Below are 18220 nucleotides of genomic sequence, written 5' to 3' on the forward strand. Positions count from 1 at the left end.
GAACGTCGCTGCAACCCTTATGCTACGACGACGCAGGAGACCCGAAGTTCCCGACAGAACCCCAAGACCTCTCCCCCAAGCAATATTGTATCATAGCCTGGGCCCGGCCCGACCCTTTAGCTACGATGCCGGACCTCCGCAATCGCTTTGTCGGTTAACCGCGGATTCAGTGGCTGGGGGAGAAACCTGTCAAATCGTCGCTATACTGCCGCTGTCCGGTCGAATCGGATCACGGTTTGAACAGACTCCAGCTTCGAAAAGAGTGACATGCCCATCATCCGCCATCTCCTGCCCGCCGCCCTTGCCCTAAGCATCTGCACTTCCACGGGAGTAACGGCGCAGGACGTGGCTGGACCCGCGCTGACTTATGCCGATCTCGTGGCGCTGGCCGATGGCACGCCCCTGGTGGTCAAGGCGCAGGTCCGCAGCCAGGTTCCCGTGGGGCCGGAGCGGTCTCCCGGGCTCGCACCGGGCCATGTGCGCCTTTACATAGAGGCGAGGACAACCGCGCTAATCGCCGGTTCGGTGCCCGTCGGCGAATCGCTTGCCTACCTCGTCGACGTCCCGCTCGATCCGAAGGGCAAGCCGCCGAAGCTCAAGAAGGCCGAAGTCGTCCTCTTCGCTCGGCCCGTCAGGGGCCGTCCCGGCCAGCTCCAGTTGATCAAGCCCGATGCCCAGTTACCCTATTCGCCCGAGTTCGAGGCGCGTTTGCGACCGATCCTCGCCGCGCTGGTAGCGCCTGATGCGCCACCCCGCGTGACAGGAGTCCGCGATGCGCTGGCGGTCGAAGGCACGCTGGTCGGCGAATCGGAGACCCAGCTCTTCCTCGATACTGAGAATGATGGTCCGGTTTCGGTGACCGTGGTCCGCCGCCCCAACCAGGCCTCGCGCTGGGGCGTCTCCTGGTCCGAGATCGTCGACCAGGCCGCCCGTCCGCCGCAGCGCGGAACGCTGGCGTGGTATCGCCTCGCCTGCGCCCTTCCCGAACGATTGCCGTCGCAGGCCAACCTGTCGCGGGATGCGCGCGCGCGCTCGCTTGCCGCACAGGACTATGCCTTCGTGATCCAGCAGCTGGGTCCGTGCGAGCGCACGCGCGATTGACAGCCTCGGCTTGGCGGGCGCCAAGACAAACTGGTTCCCACCTCCCGCTAGGCTGCGCTAGGGCGCGGCGATGAAGCCGTTCAGCCATATATTCCGCGTTCGCTATGCCGAAGTCGACCCGCAGGCAGTCGTGTTCAATTCGCGTTATCTTGAATACGCCGATGTGATCGTCACCGAATATTACCGCGATTGCCGGTCGCGCGGCATGCCCGCCGACATGGAGTTCCACGTTCGCCGGGCCGAAGTCGACTATATCGTCCCTATCCGGCTCGATGAGCTGATCGAGGGCCACCTCACCGTCACGCGCATCGGTAATTCGAGCGTGGAGAAGCGCATTACGCTGCATGGCGAGGATGGATCGCTCCGCGCGGAAATCGTGCTGGCCGTGGTCCACGTCGATCTGACGAGCGGCAAACCCGTTCGTGTCCCGGACGATGTTCGCGCTGCCTTCGGCTTCCCAGTGGAGGAGGAAGCCCATGGCTGAGCCCCTCCGCATCGCGCTCGCCGGACTCGGCACCGTCGGCATCGGCGTCATCCGTCTGCTCGAAGCGAACCGCGAGGTGGTGGAGCGCCGTGCTGGCCGCGCAATCCAGATCGTCGCGGTCAATGCCCGCGATCGGGCCAAGGACCGCGGGGTCGACCTCACGCCCTATGCCTGGGTCGATGACATGCAGGCGATGGCGGAGCGCGCCGATGTCGATGTGGTCGTTGAACTGGTAGGCGGGGCCGATGGGCCGGCGTTGTCGCTGGCTCGGGCTTCGCTCGATGCCGGCAAGGGGCTGGTCACCGCAAACAAGGCGATGGTCGCGCATCACGGCATGGAACTGGCCGAGCTGGCCGCGATCAAGGGTGCACCCTTCGCTTTCGAGGCCGCGGTGGCGGGCGGGATTCCGGTGGTCAAAGGCCTGCGCGAAGGCACCGCCGCCAATGAGCTGACGCGGATTTACGGCATCCTCAACGGAACCTGCAATTACATCCTCTCCGAAATGGAGCGCACCGGCGCCGACTTTGGCACCATGCTCGCCGCCGCCCAGGACAAGGGCTATGCCGAGGCCGACCCGTCCTTCGATATCGAAGGCGTCGATGCCGCGCACAAGCTCGCGATCCTGGCCGCCATCGGCTTTGGCACGCGAATCGATTTCGACGCCGTGCGCACGACCGGAATTACCGAAGTTCGTGCAACCGACATCGCCCAGGCCGACGCGCTGGGCTATGTCGTGCGCTTGGTCGGCGTAGCCACCCTTGCCAAGCGCGACGATGGGACGGCGCAGCTCTTGCAGCGCGTGCAGCCATGCCTGGTGCCGTTCCGCCACCCGCTCGCCGCGGTCACCGGCCCGACCAATGCCGTTGTCGCCGAAGGCGATTTCGCGGGGCGCCTGTTGTTCCAGGGCGCTGGTGCGGGCGATCGACCCACCGCCAGCGCGGTGGTTGCCGACCTGATCGATATTGCCCGCGGACAGGCGGGCGCTCCCTTCTCGGTCCCGGTCGCGCAGCTCGAAAGCTGTGCGGCGGGCGACCCGGGCGAGCGCGTGGGCCGCGACTATATCCGCTTTACCGTGGCCGACCGGCCCGGCGTGCTGGCGGAAATCACCGCGGCGATGCGCGATGCGGGGGTTTCGATCGAGAGTCTGATCCAGCGTGGTCGCGACCACGAGGGGGGCGAAGTGCAGGTGGCGATGGTGACGCACGAAGGGCCCGAGAGCAGCGTTACGCAGGCGCTGGCCCTGCTCGAAGGTTCGCCTAGCCTGACGGCTCCGCCGCTGGTGATGCCGATCCTGCGGGACTGACCTCTGCTTGGTCGTCGACAGGCGGCAGGCCCAGTTGCTCAGCTCGCGCCGCGCGTTCCGCTGCGGCAGTAGCAGCCTCGCGGCCCAAAGGCGGCAATCCACGTGAAATCCGGTCTGCGTCCGATCCCGGCGGGGCGTCGGGCAGCGTGGAGAAATCGATGATATAGGCGGGCGGTGGCGGGCAAGGATTCAAGCCGATGCCGCACAGGCCGCCGACGGTCGCTGGGCCCTGGAAGATGCCGGGCCCGTCGACATTGGGCGTGCGCAGGTCGCCTTCGTTCATCGTTTCCCGGGCATAGCGGCTCTGCGCTCCTTCCTTGTCATATCCGTAGCGCGAACCGTCCGACCGCCTGCGGCAGACGATGATTTCACCGGATATCGATGCGGCTTCCTGCTCCGCGCTGCAATCCTCGAGCGGCGCATCCGCTTCGGGCGGCAAGAGCAAGTCGATGCGGTCTGGGGGCGTGCCTTGCTGGGACTCCTGCTCGACCTGGGCTACCGCCGCACCCGCAAGGGACAGGACGACCCAGGGCACGATCCGCAGCAGTCGTCTCGACAATGCCATTTCCCCTGTCTATCGGCCCGCTGCATACGAATTCGCGCCGGGGCACCCGCTTTACCGGATCTGCTACACCGTTGAAGGACTTAACCGCTTATGAACTCGCCTGCCGACAATCCGCTCGATCGGGTCTTGGTGCTTGAGATGGTTCGTGTTACCGAAGCCGCTGCGGTGGCGGCGTCGAAACTCATCGGCCGCGGTGACGAAAAGGCGGCCGATGCCGCCGCGGTCGAAGCCATGCGCAAGGCCTTCGACACGCTCTATATGGATGGCACGGTGGTGATCGGCGAGGGTGAGCGCGATGAGGCGCCGATGCTGTTCATCGGCGAAAAGGTTGGCGGCGCACCGGGCAAGGGTCCGAAGATCGACATCGCACTCGACCCGCTCGAAGGCACCACGATTACCGCCAAGGCAGGCCCGAATGCGCTGGCGGTGCTGGCCGCTGCGGAAGAAGGCTGCCTGCTCAATGCGCCCGATGTCTATATGGACAAGCTGGCGGTCGGGCCGGGCTATCCCGACGGGATCATCGACTTGGCCAAGTCGCCCACTGAAAACGTCAAGGCGGTGGCGGCCGCCAAAGGCGTCGAACCGTCGGACATCATCGTCTGTGTGCTCGACCGGCCGCGCCATGCCGACCTCATCGCAGAACTGCGCGGGCTCGGCTGCGGCGTGGTGCTGATCGGCGATGGCGACGTCGCCGGAGTGATTGCGGTGACCGACGAGGACACCACGATCGACATGTACATGGGCCAGGGTGGTGCGCCCGAAGGTGTGCTCGCCGCAGCTGCGCTGCGCTGTGTCGGCGGCCAGTTCAACGGGCGGCTGGTGTTCCGCAACGAAAACGAGAAGGCCCGCGCGCGCAAATGGGGCATCACCGATTTCGACCGCATCTACACGCGCGACGATCTGGTGAAGGGCGATTGCATCTTCGCTGCGACGGGGGTCACCTCGGGCTCGCTGCTCGACGGGGTGAAGTACCTGCGCGACGGACGCATGACGACCGAAAGCGTGGTGATGCGCGCATCCAGCGGCACAGTTCGTTGGATTAGGGGCGAACACCGCCCAAAGTGACCGGGGAGTGGGGGGAATCACCCCCTTCGCATGTTGCGTTTCCGTGACTCTCGGCTAGGCGGGGCGCACAGTCGCTCACGGGGATTCGCTGCATGAAGATCATGGCCGCCAACTCGAACCTGCCGCTCGCTCGGGCAATCGCCGGTTATCTCGAGCTGCCGCTGGTGGATGCCCAGGTGCGCCGCTTCGCCGATGAGGAAATCTTCGTCGAGATCCACGAGAACGTGCGCGGCGAGGATGTCTTCGTGGTCCAGTCGACCAGCTATCCGGCCAACGACAATCTCATGGAGCTGCTGATCTGCATCGATGCGCTGCGCCGCGCATCGGCCAAGCGGATCACCGCCGTGGTACCCTATTTCGGCTATGCCCGGCAGGATCGCAAGCCCGGCCCGCGCACGCCGATCTCGGCCAAGCTGGTTGCCAATCTGATCACCGAGGCCGGGGCCGATCGCGTGCTCGCGGTCGATCTGCACGCCGGGCAGATCCAGGGTTTCTTCGACATCCCGACCGACAATCTGTTCGCGGCGCCGGTGATGGCCGCCGATATCCAGGCGCGCTACGGCGATCAGGCATTGATGGTGGTTTCGCCCGACGTGGGCGGCGTGGTTCGTGCCCGTGCGCTGGCCAAGCGGCTGGACAACGCCCCGCTGGCGATCGTCGACAAGCGCCGCGACCGGCCAGGTGAATCCGAGGTGATGAATATCATCGGCGATGTGAAGGGCCGTCACTGTATCCTGATCGATGACATCATCGATTCGGGCGGCACACTGTGCAACGCCGCGCAGGCGCTGCTCGACGAAGGTGCCAGCTCGGTCGCCGCCTATATCACCCATGGCGTGCTGTCGGGCGGTGCCGTGGCACGCGTCGATGGGTCGGCGCTCAGGGAACTGGTCATCACCGATACCATCCGCGCCACCGACGCTGCGCAGGATTCGGAAAAGATTCGCATCCTCACCATCGCCCCGCTGATCGGCGAGGCGGTACGCCGCATCGCCGACGAAAGCTCGGTCAGCTCGTTGTTCGATTGAGAGTCAGTCGCGCGGTTCGGCTTCCGGATCGCGCCAGGGCTCGATCGTGTCCGGCGGCAACATGGCCAGCGCCTGCACCCTGTGTGCCTGGCGCACCTCGAGGTTGAGCCGCAGCAGGGGATGCTGCTCCGACTGCAACTGTCCCGGCGTGCAGTCGAAGAAATGACGGATTTCGCGAATCTGGTGTGACTGGTCGAAATAGCGCAGGCGCAGTGCCGCCTCTTCTTCCTCCATTGCCACGCCCAGTAAGGCCGAGGCCAGGTCGAGCGCTCGCGCCCGCCTCCGGACCTGGCGCGGGCTCATGCCGAAATCGCGCAAAACCGTTCGCTCCAATGTGCGTGGGGCGACATTATGCCGGTCGGCAAATTCGCGCAGCTTGAACGACGGATTGGCAAGTAGCTGCCGCTCGAATGCCATGGACAGGGGATCGGGGTGACGTGTGGCGTGCTTGATGAGGAACCGGCGTAGTTCTTCCTCGAAGGTGGCAAGCCATTCGTGCGGCTGTCCGTTCGGGTCGAAGCGCGAGCTCAGGTGGCCATGGCCGACCATGGCGTCGAAATCGAGGATCCGATCCAACACCTCGGCCTGCGGCGGATTGCCCAGCACCGTGGCGGCTCCCGCCGCGAGGTGCACGGTAATAACCTTGAAGTTGCCCTCCGCCGTGATGGGCAGGATGCGCGATTGCGGCCCGAAATAGAGTGATATCCCCGCTTCGCCCGGTTCGAATACCTTCAGGCCATCGCGGGTCTGTGCGGTCCATCGTCCACCGAACATGATGCGTAGGCAGGTGTTGTCATTGAGCATGCCGCAGGAAATCTGCACGCCCTCGGGCAGTTCACCATGGGTCGCGCTGAACCAGGTGAACCACGGCGCGACGTCGCTTGCGGGTGGATGGTTGAAGGCAAGCGGCTGCCCATCGCGCGTGCGACCCGTGTGCGACGTCAACGTCGCGGGCTCCTGGCCTTCCCCTGTTGTCAACGCGCCATTGCTCCCCGAGGGCACGAACCATCCAACTTGTTCATACCAACCCGCAAGGCTTGCGCCAGTTCCCAACAGCAAAAGACCATGGCCAGCATGCCGCCGCGCTGGTAGCGGCATGGCATGAGTATTTCGAACGATATTGCCCTTGCCAACCGGCTTGCCGATGTGGCCGGTGCCGCGATCCGTCCGCTGTTTCGTGGTGACTGGCAGGCCGAGCAAAAGGAAGACAACACCGCCGTCACTATTGCTGATCGCGCCGCAGAAGAAGCTATGCGCGCGATCCTCGACAGCGAACGCGCTGCCGACGGAATCATTGGCGAGGAATATGGCAGCGTACGCGAGGGCGCGGCCCGGCAATGGGTGCTCGACCCGATCGACGGGACGCAGAGCTTCGTTGCCGGTCGCCCCATATTCGGAACGCTGATCGCACTGCTGCAAGATGGCTGGCCGGTGCTCGGCGTGATCGACCAGCCGATCCTGGGCGAACGCTGGATCGGTGCGCTGGGAGAAGGGACCACCTTCAATGGCAGGCCGGTACGCACCCGTGCCTGTAGCGCCCTTGAAGGCGCCTCGGTCGCCACCACCAGCCCGCATTGTTTCGCCGAAGCCGAGGTAGACGCCTATCTGCGGGTCGTGGCCAAGGCCTATCCCCGGCGTCCGTTCCCGGTCTACGGCGGCGATTGCTACAACTATGCGCTGCTGGCGAGCGGGCATCTCGACCTGGTGATCGAAAGCGGTCTCAAGCTGCACGACTATGCGGCGTTGGTCCCGGTGGTCGAGGGCGCGGGCGGAATGATGAGCGACTGGCAGGGGCACCCCCTTGATGCCGGCAGTGACGGCAGCGTGCTGGCGCTGGGCGATCCCGCGCGGCTTGAGGATGTGCTCGAGGCGATGGCCGGCGCATGAGCCTGCCGCTCGCCGGTCGGGTTGCGCTGGTCACCGGGGCCGCGCGGGGGCTCGGGCTGGCGATTGCCCAGAGGCTTGCAGCCGATGGCGCGACTGTCTGGCTCAACGGCCGAAACAAGGCGGCGCTCCAGGCAGCAGCGGACGCGATCGACGGCGATACGCGGGTGCTGGCCTTCGACATCGGCGACGATGGCGCGAGCGAAGCTGGTTTCACGCGGATCGCGGAGGAGACGGGGCTCGATATCCTCGTCAACAATGCCGGCAATCGCGACCGCAGGCCGCTGGCGGAAATGGATCGCGCGGCGATGCGTGCCATGCTTGAGGTCAATCTGGTCGCCCCTTTCGACCTCGCGCGCCGCGCGGCGGTGCTGATGCGCGATCGGGGCTACGGCCGCATCGTCAACATCACCTCCATCGCTGCCGAGATCGCGCGCGGCGACGTCGCTTATACTGCCTCCAAGGGCGGACTGGCGGCGCTGACCCGCGCCCTGGCCGCGGAACTGGGGCCACACGGGATTACCGTGAATTCGGTTTCGCCCGGCTACTTCGCTACCGAAGCCAATGCCGCAATGGTCGCCGATGCGACGATTGCGGATCATCTTTTGCGGCGCACTTCGCTGGGTCGTTGGGGCAATCCCGAGGAAGTTGCCGGCGCGGTTGCCTTCCTCGCTTCGCCCGATGCGTCCTATATCACCGGCCATTCGCTCAGCGTCGATGGCGGCTACCTCGCACACTTCTGAGTACGTCTTATAGCTGCGCCCAACTGGCCGCTAGTCGCCGTTTGATGTCGGCCAGTCTCGCGATCTTTTGGATTAGCTCAGGTACGCGATCAAGCTCCGCAATTATGCGCAGCAAGTATGAGACCCCGGCGAAAATACTGCCTGCGCTCGCATCCGGGAGGCTCGCCAGTCGCGTGATTACTGCGAGCGAGACGACCAAGGTGACGGTTTCTAGCAGACTCCATGATTTTGCCTCGGCATCGCTCAGGCCGACGCGGTGGCTTCGGACCCTGCCGAAGTGATGCTGGATTGCAGAATGGCGCCGCAAAGCTAACACGTCGATCTGCCGCTCGTACTGGTTGTTCAGGATTCGATTGAGGCGCAGGCTGCGCTTTCCCAGCCAGCGATTTACCACGCCGGCAGGGACCAGGAGGCATAGGACAAGCAGTCCCGAGAGGACATCGTAAGCGAACATCAAGGCTATTGCGCCGAGCAGCGAGATCGAGACAGTGGCGATTGAAGGTATGTCGAACTCATAGAAATCGACCACGTCCTGCGTCATCACAATATGGGCGGAGGTTCGGCTGAGATCCCCGTCTTCCTCCACATTCCGCTTCGCCAGTCCCGAAGCAACCTCGACATAGATTCCGCTGAACAGTCGAGTGTCGTACAGCTGACGTAGGGCGGCAACCGCGATATGGGCCAGCCATACTCCCGCAAGCGGCACGAGCGATAAATGGTCTCCGCTCAATAAGCCGTTGATCGCAATACCGATTAGCAGTGGGTAGATGAGATCGAATATGTTCTCGATGCCGAGAGCAGTATAGGTCAAACCAATCTGCAGGCGCTTGTCGCGAAACTTTTGCGCAAGCGACCGGGCCTCCGCCGAGGACTCATCGAGACTTGAGTGCTCCTGCTCTTCGTATTGGCTCACATGAGACAAGTTCGCGTGGGGTGACTGATCGTTACAATCGCGGGTCGCTGTTCGCCTTTCCTAGCGCAGGCGGGCACGGCATTGCTGCGGCCATGTCAGGTTGTACCTTCATGCGCCACTTCACAGATCGGTCGAAGCCGAAGCAAATCCGGCTCATGAACCCTGTTCCATCTGTTCCAGCCTTCAGCCTCCGGGGCCCCGGGCTGAACGAGAGGAGACTTGCATTCCCCCGCGGAATCGCTAAACGCGCGCCCTTCACCGACACGTGATTCATCCGCCTGCCTGGCTGAAAGGGCTGCCAGGGCCGGTTCGGACGTGTCTCTGACTAGGAGATGAAAATGCCCAAGCTGAAGACCAAGAGCGGCGTGAAGAAGCGCTTCAAGCTCACCGCCACTGGCAAGGTCAAGCATGGTGTCGCAGGCAAGCGCCACCGCCTGATCAGCCACAACGCCAAGTACATCCGCCAGAACCGCGGCACCACCGTCCTGTCCGAATCGGACTTCAAGGCGGTGAAGAAGTGGGCCCCCTACGGCCTCGACTGAGCCGGTTTCGAGAACAGGAGTACTAGAGCATGTCCCGTATCAAGCGCGGCACTACCACCCGCCAGAAGCACAAGCGGATTCTCGACCAGGCCAAGGGCTATCGCGGTCGCCGCAAGAACACCATTCGCATCGCGCGTCAGGCCGTCGAGAAGGCTGGTCAGTATGCCTATCGCGACCGCAAGGTTAAGAAGCGCAACTTCCGCGCCCTGTGGATCCAGCGCATCAACGCTGCGGTCCGCGCCGAAGGCCTGACCTATTCGCAGTTCATGCACGGCACCAAGCTGGCCGGCATCGAACTCGACCGCAAGGTGATGGCCGATCTCGCCATGAACGAAGGCTCCGCCTTCAAGGCGATCATCGCGCAGGCGAAGGCCGCTCTCCCCGCCTGAGCGGACTGAGCAACCGGAACGTGAAGGGCGTCCCGTTCAGGGGCGCCCTTTTCCGTATGCTTGTCGCGAATGTACAAGCCGCTACTATGCACCCTTAGGAGGTCATGCGGTGAGTAAGGATGTTCGGGTCAAAGTGCGGTTCTTCGCGCCACCGGCGGATCTCGAACCCTGTTTCTCGATCCTCTATCGCATGGAAGTCGACCTTCCCGAAGGCGCGCTCGTCACCGATTATCTGCATCCCGAATGGGCCAACCTGCGGTTCTTCGTGCGCAATCCGCCGCAGGCCGAGATTGTCGATGGGACCGCAGTCCTCGGAAAGCGATTCCAGGCGACCGGTCCCAGTGCGCATCCGACCCGGTTCCATATCGGGGCCACGCGCATGTGGGGTATCGGGCTGCTTCCCCTGGGTTGGGCGCGCTTCGTCGGTGTCCCGGCGGTCGACCTGGCCAACACCGCTTCGGATGGTGAAACGACTGCGGCCTTCGCGCCCTTTGCTCCCCTGTGCGACGTGTTGTGCAGCGACCGTGCCGACGATGAAGGGCAGTTCAGGGCGCTGGTCGCGTTCTTCCGCGGTCTGGCCGACCAACCCCAGGATTACGAGCGGATACTCAAGATCCAGGAAGTGATGGTCGATCCCTGCCTCGTGCAGGTGGAAGAGTTCGCCGCGCGGGTGGGCTTTTCGAAGCGGACGCTCGAACGGCTCTGTAATCGCCATTTCGGCTTCTCGCCCCGCGTCCTGCTGCGCCGCCAGCGCATGATGCGCACCTTGACTGCATATATGCTGGAAGGCGGTAGCTGGACCTCCGTGATCGATCGCCACTACCATGACCAGGCGCACTTCGTGCATGAGTTCCACGCTTTCATGGGTATGTCGCCGACCGAGTATGCGGCACAGGAGCATCCGATCCTCCGTGCCTTCATGATCGAGCGTCGCAGGGTGTGGGGTATCCCCGCCCAGGGGCTCCGTCGCCAGAAATAAGGGTTCGCCGACCGATTGCGATTTGCTAGGCGGCGAATCGCTTATGCGACCGGAGGGCCCATTGGGGGTGCGCAGTAGAGCAACGCTGGAAGGACCGGCGGGGTGGTGATGCGATCACCTCCGCCCGATTGCGTGCGCCTGCGATTCTTCCTCCCTCCCGAGGACCTTCGCCCCTTCGTCACGACGATTTACCAGATGGTGATCGAGGCCAACGAAGGCGCTCCAGTCGATGATCGGCTCCATCCCGAATGGGCCAATCTGCGCTTCCTGGTGGAAGGAACGGTGGAAGCCGCCGTTGGCGGGGGATCCTTGCAGCCCGTTCCCAGGGCGGTGATGGTCGGTCCGACCAGCAGGGCCACCCGCTTCCGTTCGTCGGGGGGCGAGAGTTGGGGGATAGGATTGCTCCCGCTCGGTTGGGCGCGCCTGACCGAAGCCCCGGCCGCCGATTATGCCGACCGGTTCTGCGACGCATTTGACGATCCTGCCATGGCTCGGTTGCAGGTGTTTCAGAAAGTCCTGGCCGACCCACCGTGCGAACCCGACCGTTTTCGTGGCCGACTGGTAACCGCGATGCGCCAGGCCCTGGGGCCGCCCCAGCTACGCGAAGAGGAGATCGTGCGACTGGGCATTGCGCTCATCGACCCGACCATTCACTCGGTAGCGCAACTTGCCGAGCATACGGGAACCAGCATGCGCTCGCTCGAACGGCTGTGCAATCTCGCCTTCGGCTTTCCGCCGCAGCTGCTTCTGCGTCGGCAGCGGTTCCTGCGGAGCCTTGCCCAATACATGCTCGATCCGACCCTGAGGTGGATCGATACGCTCGACAGCCATTACCATGACCAGGCGCATTTCGTGCGTGACTTCAAACGCTTCATGGGAATGAGCCCGAGTGCCTACGCCAAGCTGCCCCACCCGGTGCTCGGAGCGGCCGCGCATGCCCGCAAGGCGATTGCCGGAGAGGCTGTGCAGGTTCTGCACAAGCCGCCCGTGCCATAGGAAGCGATGCGCGGGATCATCATGTCTAAATCGTCACTTGCGACCGTCGAATACGCTTCGAACGAGCTGCGCCTTCGCCTCGTCGGACCGCCGCCCGACCTCGCGCCCTATCTTTCCGGCTATTATCGGACCGAGGTAATGCCTGGCGCCCTGGTCGAAGACTGGCTCCCGCCCGAAGAGGCGAATCTCAGGACGGGGCAGGCGGAGGAATATGTAGCTGCGATCGGTACGGACCAGCTGGCCGTGGTGCCGCCAGCGGTGATTTCGGGACCGACCGATCGCGTCACCCACCTGCGGCTCGGCGGCGGCAAGTTCTGGGGGATAGGCCTTACTCCGGCCGGCTGGGCGCGTTTCATCGGGCTCCCGGCAAGCGATTTCGCCAATCGATTCGACGATATCGCCCGGCACCCGAGGTTGCAGTCGCTTCGGGACATGCTCGACACTCTGCGCGGGAACGGAGACGATACGGACGCGTCGGTGGCCTTGATCAACCGGACCTTTCGCGACCTGCTCGATCGGCGGTCGCCCAATGAGGCGGCCATCCATGCGGTTCATCATGCAATCGGCACCGAAGGGAACGTGCCGGTTGCCCAGATTGCTTGCATGGCCGGGATGAACGCCCGCACCTTCGAACGGTTCTGCGGGCGGCACTTTGGCTTTCCGCCGGCCCGGCTTCTGCGACGCCAGAGATTCCTGCGCAGCCTTGGCAAATACATGCTGGATCCGGCCATGCGCTGGATCAATTCGCTCGACGGCCACTACCATGACCAGGCGCACTTCATTCGCGAATTCCGTTCGATCATGCAGATGACCCCGACCGAATATGCCGAACGATCACATCCGATTACCGGGGCGGCGGTGCAGGTCATTAGTGCTGCGGCCGGAGTTGCAATGCAGGCCCTGCACATGCCGCGTGTCCCGCCCGCGCCCTGATCAATCGGGGCTTGGGAACAGGCGCCTAAGCCGCTAGGGGGCGCGTGCAACAAACAAGACGACGCCAGACCAGATCTCCATGACCGACCTCGACACTCTCAAAGCCGACGCGCTCGCGCGGATCGACAGCGCCCCCGACGCCGCCGCGCTGGAGGCGCTGCGCGTTGCATTCCTCGGCAAGCAGGGGACGATCTCTGCGCTGATGAAGACGCTTGGCGGCATGAGCCCGGAAGAGCGCCAGGCCGAAGGGCCGAAGATCCAGGGCCTGCGTGCCGATGTGGCCGATGCGCTGGCGGCAAAGAAGGAAGCGCTGGAAGGCGCCGAGCTTGAAGCGCGTCTCGCCAGCGAGACGCTCGACCTCACATTGCCGGCGCCAGCCAGCCCCAAGGGTAGTGTGCACCCGGTCAGCCAGGTGATGGATGAGCTGGCCGAGATTTTCGCCGACCTCGGCTTCTCGGTCGCCACGGGGCCCGAGATCGAGGACGACTGGCACAATTTCACCGCGCTCAACATGGCCGAAACGCACCCGGCGCGCGCGATGCACGACACATTCTATTTCCCGGATGTTGATGCCGAGGGGCGCCGCATGCTGCTGCGTACGCATACCTCGCCGGTGCAGATCCGCTCGATGGTCGAACAGGGTGCACCGATCCGCATCATCGCGCCGGGCCGTGTCTATCGTTCGGATAGCGACGCGACCCACACGCCGATGTTCCACCAGATCGAAGGCCTGGTGATCGACAAGGGCATCCATCTGGGTCACCTCAAATGGACGCTGGAGACCTTCCTCAAAGCCTTTTTCGAGCGCGAGGATATCGTGCTGCGGCTGCGGCCCAGCTATTTCCCCTTCACCGAACCATCGGTGGAAGTCGATGTGGGCTGGCAGGATGTCGGCGGACGCCGCGTGCTTGGCGGAGACGGTGACGCGCCCGGCCACGGCTGGATGGAACTGCTCGGCAGCGGCGTGGTCAACCGCCGCGTGATCGAATTCGCGGGGCTCGACCCCGATGTATGGCAAGGCTTCGCCTTCGGTGTCGGCGTCGATCGCCTGGCCATGCTCAAATACGGGATGGACGATTTGCGCGCCTTCTTCGACGGCGATGGCCGCTGGTTGTCGCACTATGGCTTCTCGCCCTTCGACCAGCCGACGCTTTCCGCAGGTGTGGGAGCGCGCGCATGAAGTTCTCGCTCGAATGGCTGCGCTACTTCCTCGACACCGACGCTTCGGTGGCCGAGATCGCCGCTACGCTGAACAAGATTGGCCATGAGGTCGAAGGCATCGAGGACCCGGCGGACAGGCTGGCGGGCTTCAAGGTCGCCAAGGTGCTGACCGCCGCCCGCCATCCGGATGCGGACAAGTTGCAGGTGCTGACCGTCGATATGGGCGAAGGCGACCCGCTGCAGGTTGTCTGTGGCGCGCCCAATGCCCGTGCGGGGATGAAGGGTGTGCTCGGCCTGCCGGGTGCGGTGGTTCCGGCCAATGGCATGGAACTGCGCAAGAGCGCGATCCGCGGGGTCGAGAGCAACGGCATGATGTGCTCGGTGCGCGAACTCGAGCTGGGCGACGAGCATGACGGCATCATCGAACTGCCCGATGATGCGCCGGTCGGCATCAGCTTTGCCGAATATCACGCCGCTTCGCCGATCTTCGATGTGGCGATTACGCCCAACCGTCCCGATTGCATGGGTGTCTACGGCATCGCGCGCGATCTCGCGGCAGCTGGGCTCGGCACCTTCAAGCCGATCGAGATTCCGGCGATCGAAGCAGGCTTTGCCTGCCCGGTCGAAATCCGCACCGACGATCCTGAAGGCTGCCCGGCCTTCTATGGCCGCGTCATCCGCGGCGTCACAAATGGGGCAAGCCCGGAATGGATGCAGCGCCGGCTCAAGGCCGCTGGCCAGCGGCCGATTTCGGCGATTGTCGACATTACCAACTACCTGATGCTGGCCTTCGGTCGCCCGGCGCATGCCTATGACCTCGCCAAGCTCAGCGGCCCAATTGTCGCGCGGCGCGCCAAGGACGGCGAACAGGTGCTGGCGCTTAACGAGAAGACCTACACGCTCGACGATACCATGACCGTGATCGCCGACGATGCAGGCGTGCACGACGTCGCGGGCATCATGGGTGGCGAGCATTCGGGCGTTACCGAAGGCACCACCGACGTGTTGCTCGAAATCGCCTACTTCGACCCCGAGCGGATCGGCGTGACGGGCCGCAAGCTCGGTCTCGCGTCGGACGCGCGCACGCGCTTCGAGCGCGGTGTCGACCCTGCCTTCCTCGACGATGGCCTCACCCTGCTGACTTCGCTGATCCAGCGCATCTGTGGCGGCGAGGCGAGTGAGGTCGTGCGTGCTGGCGAGCCGCCAGTCGCGCCTAGGGAAATTGCCTTCGACCCCACATTCACTGCGCGCCTCGGTGGCGTCGAGGTGGACGAAGCCGAGCAGCGTCGCATTCTCGAGGAGCTCGATTTCACTGTCGGTAGCGACTGGCAGGTCACCTGCCCGCCGCGTCGCCATGACATCGAAGGGCCGGCGGATCTCGTCGAAGAGGTCGTGCGTATCCACGGCCTCGACAAGGTCGCCAGCGCACCGCTGCCGCGCATGGATGGCGTCGCCCGCCCGACCGCGACCCCGCTGCAGAAGATGGAGCGCAAGCTGCGCCGCGTCGCTGCGGGGCGGGGCCTCGACGAGGCCGTGACCTGGTCGTTCCTGCCGCAGGCGGATGCAGACCATTTCGCGGGTGGCAACGGCGGGCTGTGGGTGCTCGAGAACCCGATCAGCGAGGACATGAAGGCGATGCGCCCATCCTTGCTGCCGGGCCTGATCTCTGCCGCCAAGCGCAATGCCGATCGCGGTGCCGATGGCGCGCGCCTGTTCGAAATCGGCCGTCGGTATTTCCGTGGTGAAGGCGGTGCCAGCGACGAACGGCCGACGCTTGGCGTGATCCTTGCGGGCGAGAAGACCCCGCGCGGCTGGGCGCAGGGCAAGGCCAGCCAGTTCGATGCCTTCGACGCCAAGGCGGAAGCGCTTGCGCTGCTCGAGGCAGCCGGTGCGCCGGTCGACAATTTGATGGTGATGGGTGAGGCCGGCGATCAATTCCACCCCGGCCAGTCGGCAACCCTTCGCCTGGGCCCCAAGACCGTGCTCGCTCGCTTTGGCGCGCTGCACCCGAAGACGCTCAAAGCATTTGATATCGATGGTCCGGTGATGGCGGTCGAGATCTTCCTAGACGCGATCCCGCCCAAGAAGGGCGGTGGCGGCTTTGCCCGCACGACATATTCGCCCCCGGCGCTGCAGGCGCTGACCCGCGACTTCGCTTTCCTCGTACCGGCAAGCTTGCCGACTGGTGATCTGGTCAAGGCGGTGCGCGGTTCGGACCGCCAGGTGATCGTCTCGGCCCGCGTGTTCGACGTCTTTGCGGGCCAGGGCGTTCCCGAGGGCAAGAAATCGATCGCCATCGAGGTCGTGCTGCAGCCGGGCGAGAAGAGTTTCACCGATGCCGAGATCAAGGCGATCTCGGATAAGGTCGTCGCCGCAGCCGCCAAGCGGGGCGCGGAGCTGCGGGGATGACAGGTTTGCGCCGGGCGATCGCGGCGCTTGGGCTGCTCGCTTCTGCAGGGTGTGTGACTGCGTCTGAGCGAAGTGCATCCTGCGCCATCGCAGATGGTGATCGCCTTTGGCTCGTAGGTGCGCTCGACAACTGGCGCGCTTCGGCGCGCGCCGACCTGCACATTGATCCGCACCCGCTGCCTGATGTCGTGACCCTCGATGCTCATTGCACCTATCTCCTGAAGACAGGGCGGACCGATCGCATGACGTCGCGTGAGCATGGCGGGCAGCCAGTCCTTCCGGACGGTAAGCCGGTTCCGCTTGGTCCGGTTTCCTTCGCAACCGGAGCGAAGGACGGTTATTTCGTCATGAGCCTGCCCACTGTGTGGCATGCGGCAGGTGTGAAGAGCGGGCTCGGGGTAGAGGGCCTGATGGATGGCGTGCTGCTGCATGAAATCATGCATACGCGACAGGCCGAACTGGCTGGTCCCCAGCTCGATACGCTCGCTCGCGCAAATGGCATCGGCGAGGACGACCTTACCGACAACATTGTGCAGGAACGTTTCGGCGAAGACCCGACTTATCGCGCTGCTTACGAGCGCGAACGCGACCTCCTGTTTGCCGCTGCCGGTGCAGCGAGCGATGCGCAGGCACGCAGCCTCGCCCGGGAAGCCTTGGCCGCGCTGCGGGCGCGCCGGGCGCGTTTCTTTGCGGATGAGAACGCCTTCTACGAAGCATTCGATGATATCTTCCTCACCATGGAAGGCATGGGCCAATGGCTCGCCTATCGCCACTATGTGAGTCCCCGCGGCGGTGCGATCGATCCGACCACGGCACTGCGCGAGGTGCGTCGCGATGGCAGTCAGTGGACCCAGGACGAGGGCCTCGCACTGATTCTCGTGGTCGACCGGTTGCTGCCGGACTGGCAGGCGCGAGCCTTCCGCGACCCCGATTGGCGGGCCGAAGCTCTGCTCGCCGCCGCAACTGGAGACAGCCAATGACCCGGACAGCCTTCGTCACCGGAGCCACTGCGGGGATTGGCGAGGCCACGGTTCGCACGCTGGTGGCGAGCGGCTGGCGGTGTGTCGCCACCGGACGGCGCAAGGAGCGGCTTGATGCCTTGGTCGCGGAACTGGGCGCGGACAAGGTCCACGCCGCCTGTTTCGACGTGCGCGACATCGAAGCGCTCGATGCTGCGCTTGCGGCGCTCCCGGCGGATTTCGCGGGTGTGGACTTGCTGGTGAACAACGCTGGTCTCGCACAGGGCCTCTCGCCCGCGCAAGAAGCCAGCCTCGACGACTGGCAGACGATGATCGACACCAATGTCACGGCCATGGTGGTGCTCACGCGCAAGCTGTTGCCGGTGTTGATCGAGCGCAAGGGCGCGATCATCGCAATCGGGTCGGTCGCGGGCAGCTACATCTACCCTGGCGGCAACGTTTATGCTGGGTCCAAGGCCTTCGTGAACCATTTTACCCTGGCGCTGCGTGCCGACCTTCATGGCACCGGAGTGCGCGTCACCTCGGTCGAACCGGGGATGGTCGAGACCGAATTCACGCTGGTGCGCACCGGCAGCCAGCAGACGTCCGATGATCTCTATGCCGGGGTCAACCCGATGACCGGGCAGGATATTGCCGATACCATTCGCTGGATCGCCGAGCTGCCCGCGCACCTCAACATCAACCGCATCGAACTGATGCCGGTGAATCAAGATTTCGCCGGCTTCCGCGTCGCGCGCTCCTGAAA

General features: G+C 64.5%; 19 protein-coding genes. 16 read left to right on the top strand and 3 right to left on the bottom strand.

The window, feature by feature from the left end; all coding sequences use genetic code 11:
- Window positions 1-267 precede the first annotated feature (267 nt).
- From HQR01_RS06265 to HQR01_RS06275, 3 genes are all read left to right on the top strand, one after another.
- Window positions 268-1101, top strand: coding sequence for a hypothetical protein (locus HQR01_RS06265; RefSeq protein WP_173213573.1), 834 nt, complete (start codon window positions 268-270; stop codon window positions 1099-1101).
- A gap of 70 nt (window positions 1102-1171) precedes the next feature.
- Window positions 1172-1585, top strand: coding sequence for an acyl-CoA thioesterase (locus HQR01_RS06270; RefSeq protein WP_173213574.1), 414 nt, complete (start codon window positions 1172-1174; stop codon window positions 1583-1585).
- The gene (locus HQR01_RS06275) at window positions 1578-2888 is read left to right on the top strand and encodes a homoserine dehydrogenase (RefSeq protein ID WP_173213575.1); all 1311 of its coding nucleotides are present in this window, start codon (window positions 1578-1580) and stop codon (window positions 2886-2888) included. Before HQR01_RS06270 ends, HQR01_RS06275 begins: the two co-directional genes overlap by 8 nt.
- On the opposite strand, the gene HQR01_RS15145 is transcribed toward HQR01_RS06275, so the two are convergent.
- Window positions 2842-3453: a hypothetical protein gene (locus tag HQR01_RS15145; protein ID WP_188115110.1), complete on the bottom strand. Its 612-nt coding sequence runs from the start codon at window positions 3451-3453 to the stop codon at window positions 2842-2844. The genes HQR01_RS06275 and HQR01_RS15145 overlap by 47 nt on opposite strands.
- A gap of 90 nt (window positions 3454-3543) precedes the next feature.
- On the opposite strand from HQR01_RS15145, the gene glpX reads away from it, so the two are divergent.
- Both glpX and HQR01_RS06290 read left to right on the top strand, forming a co-directional pair.
- On the top strand, window positions 3544-4518 hold the full coding sequence (glpX, locus tag HQR01_RS06285; protein ID WP_173213576.1) for a class II fructose-bisphosphatase: 975 nt from the start codon (window positions 3544-3546) through the stop codon (window positions 4516-4518).
- 92 nt (window positions 4519-4610) lie between these two features.
- Window positions 4611-5546: a ribose-phosphate pyrophosphokinase gene (locus HQR01_RS06290; protein WP_173213577.1), complete on the top strand. Its 936-nt coding sequence runs from the start codon at window positions 4611-4613 to the stop codon at window positions 5544-5546.
- Window positions 5547-5549: 3 nt separating this feature from the next.
- On the opposite strand, the gene HQR01_RS06295 is transcribed toward HQR01_RS06290, so the two are convergent.
- Entirely contained in the window at window positions 5550-6491 is a 942-nt protein-coding gene (locus tag HQR01_RS06295) for a helix-turn-helix domain-containing protein (RefSeq protein ID WP_173213578.1), read from the bottom strand.
- A gap of 156 nt (window positions 6492-6647) precedes the next feature.
- On the opposite strand from HQR01_RS06295, the gene hisN reads away from it, so the two are divergent.
- Together hisN and HQR01_RS06305 are read left to right on the top strand one after the other, a co-directional pair.
- On the top strand, window positions 6648-7433 hold the full coding sequence (hisN, locus tag HQR01_RS06300) for a histidinol-phosphatase (protein WP_173213579.1): 786 nt from the start codon (window positions 6648-6650) through the stop codon (window positions 7431-7433).
- A complete protein-coding gene (locus tag HQR01_RS06305) occupies window positions 7430-8173 on the top strand; it encodes an SDR family oxidoreductase (RefSeq protein ID WP_173213580.1) in 744 nt (247 codons plus the stop codon). The genes hisN and HQR01_RS06305 overlap by 4 nt, the downstream gene beginning before the upstream one ends.
- Before the next feature lie 7 nt (window positions 8174-8180).
- On the opposite strand, the gene HQR01_RS06310 is transcribed toward HQR01_RS06305, so the two are convergent.
- Window positions 8181-9086, bottom strand: coding sequence for an ABC transporter six-transmembrane domain-containing protein (locus HQR01_RS06310; protein WP_173213581.1), 906 nt, complete (start codon window positions 9084-9086; stop codon window positions 8181-8183).
- Between the two features lie 338 nt (window positions 9087-9424).
- Between HQR01_RS06310 and rpmI the strand changes: the two genes are divergently transcribed.
- From rpmI to HQR01_RS06355, 9 genes are all read left to right on the top strand, one after another.
- Window positions 9425-9628, top strand: a complete 204-nt coding sequence (rpmI, locus tag HQR01_RS06315; protein ID WP_173213582.1) for a 50S ribosomal protein L35 — start codon at window positions 9425-9427, stop codon at window positions 9626-9628.
- 29 nt (window positions 9629-9657) lie between these two features.
- Window positions 9658-10017, top strand: coding sequence for a 50S ribosomal protein L20 (rplT, locus tag HQR01_RS06320; RefSeq protein WP_173213584.1), 360 nt, complete (start codon window positions 9658-9660; stop codon window positions 10015-10017).
- Window positions 10018-10126: 109 nt separating this feature from the next.
- Window positions 10127-10996 (top strand): helix-turn-helix domain-containing protein, encoded by an 870-nt coding sequence (locus HQR01_RS06325; RefSeq protein WP_234030275.1) that lies wholly within the window; start codon window positions 10127-10129, stop codon window positions 10994-10996.
- A 108-nt stretch (window positions 10997-11104) separates the two neighbouring features.
- Window positions 11105-11992, top strand: coding sequence for a helix-turn-helix domain-containing protein (locus HQR01_RS06330; protein ID WP_173213586.1), 888 nt, complete (start codon window positions 11105-11107; stop codon window positions 11990-11992).
- Between the two features lie 21 nt (window positions 11993-12013).
- The gene (locus tag HQR01_RS06335; protein ID WP_173213588.1) at window positions 12014-12925 is read left to right on the top strand and encodes a helix-turn-helix domain-containing protein; all 912 of its coding nucleotides are present in this window, start codon (window positions 12014-12016) and stop codon (window positions 12923-12925) included.
- Window positions 12926-13004: 79 nt separating this feature from the next.
- Window positions 13005-14105: a phenylalanine--tRNA ligase subunit alpha gene (gene pheS, locus HQR01_RS06340; RefSeq protein WP_173213590.1), complete on the top strand. Its 1101-nt coding sequence runs from the start codon at window positions 13005-13007 to the stop codon at window positions 14103-14105.
- Complete coding sequence (pheT, locus tag HQR01_RS06345; RefSeq protein WP_173213592.1) at window positions 14102-16495, top strand: phenylalanine--tRNA ligase subunit beta; 2394 nt, start codon at window positions 14102-14104, stop codon at window positions 16493-16495. Before pheS ends, pheT begins: the two co-directional genes overlap by 4 nt.
- A complete protein-coding gene (locus tag HQR01_RS06350) occupies window positions 16492-17475 on the top strand; it encodes a hypothetical protein (RefSeq protein WP_173213594.1) in 984 nt (327 codons plus the stop codon). The genes pheT and HQR01_RS06350 overlap by 4 nt, the downstream gene beginning before the upstream one ends.
- On the top strand, window positions 17472-18218 hold the full coding sequence (locus HQR01_RS06355) for an SDR family NAD(P)-dependent oxidoreductase (protein WP_173213596.1): 747 nt from the start codon (window positions 17472-17474) through the stop codon (window positions 18216-18218). Before HQR01_RS06350 ends, HQR01_RS06355 begins: the two co-directional genes overlap by 4 nt.
- Window positions 18219-18220: the final 2 nt, after the last annotated feature.

Origin of the sequence: Erythrobacter mangrovi, from assembly GCF_013260645.1 — a bacterium.
GTDB lineage: Bacteria > Pseudomonadota > Alphaproteobacteria > Sphingomonadales > Sphingomonadaceae > Qipengyuania > Qipengyuania mangrovi.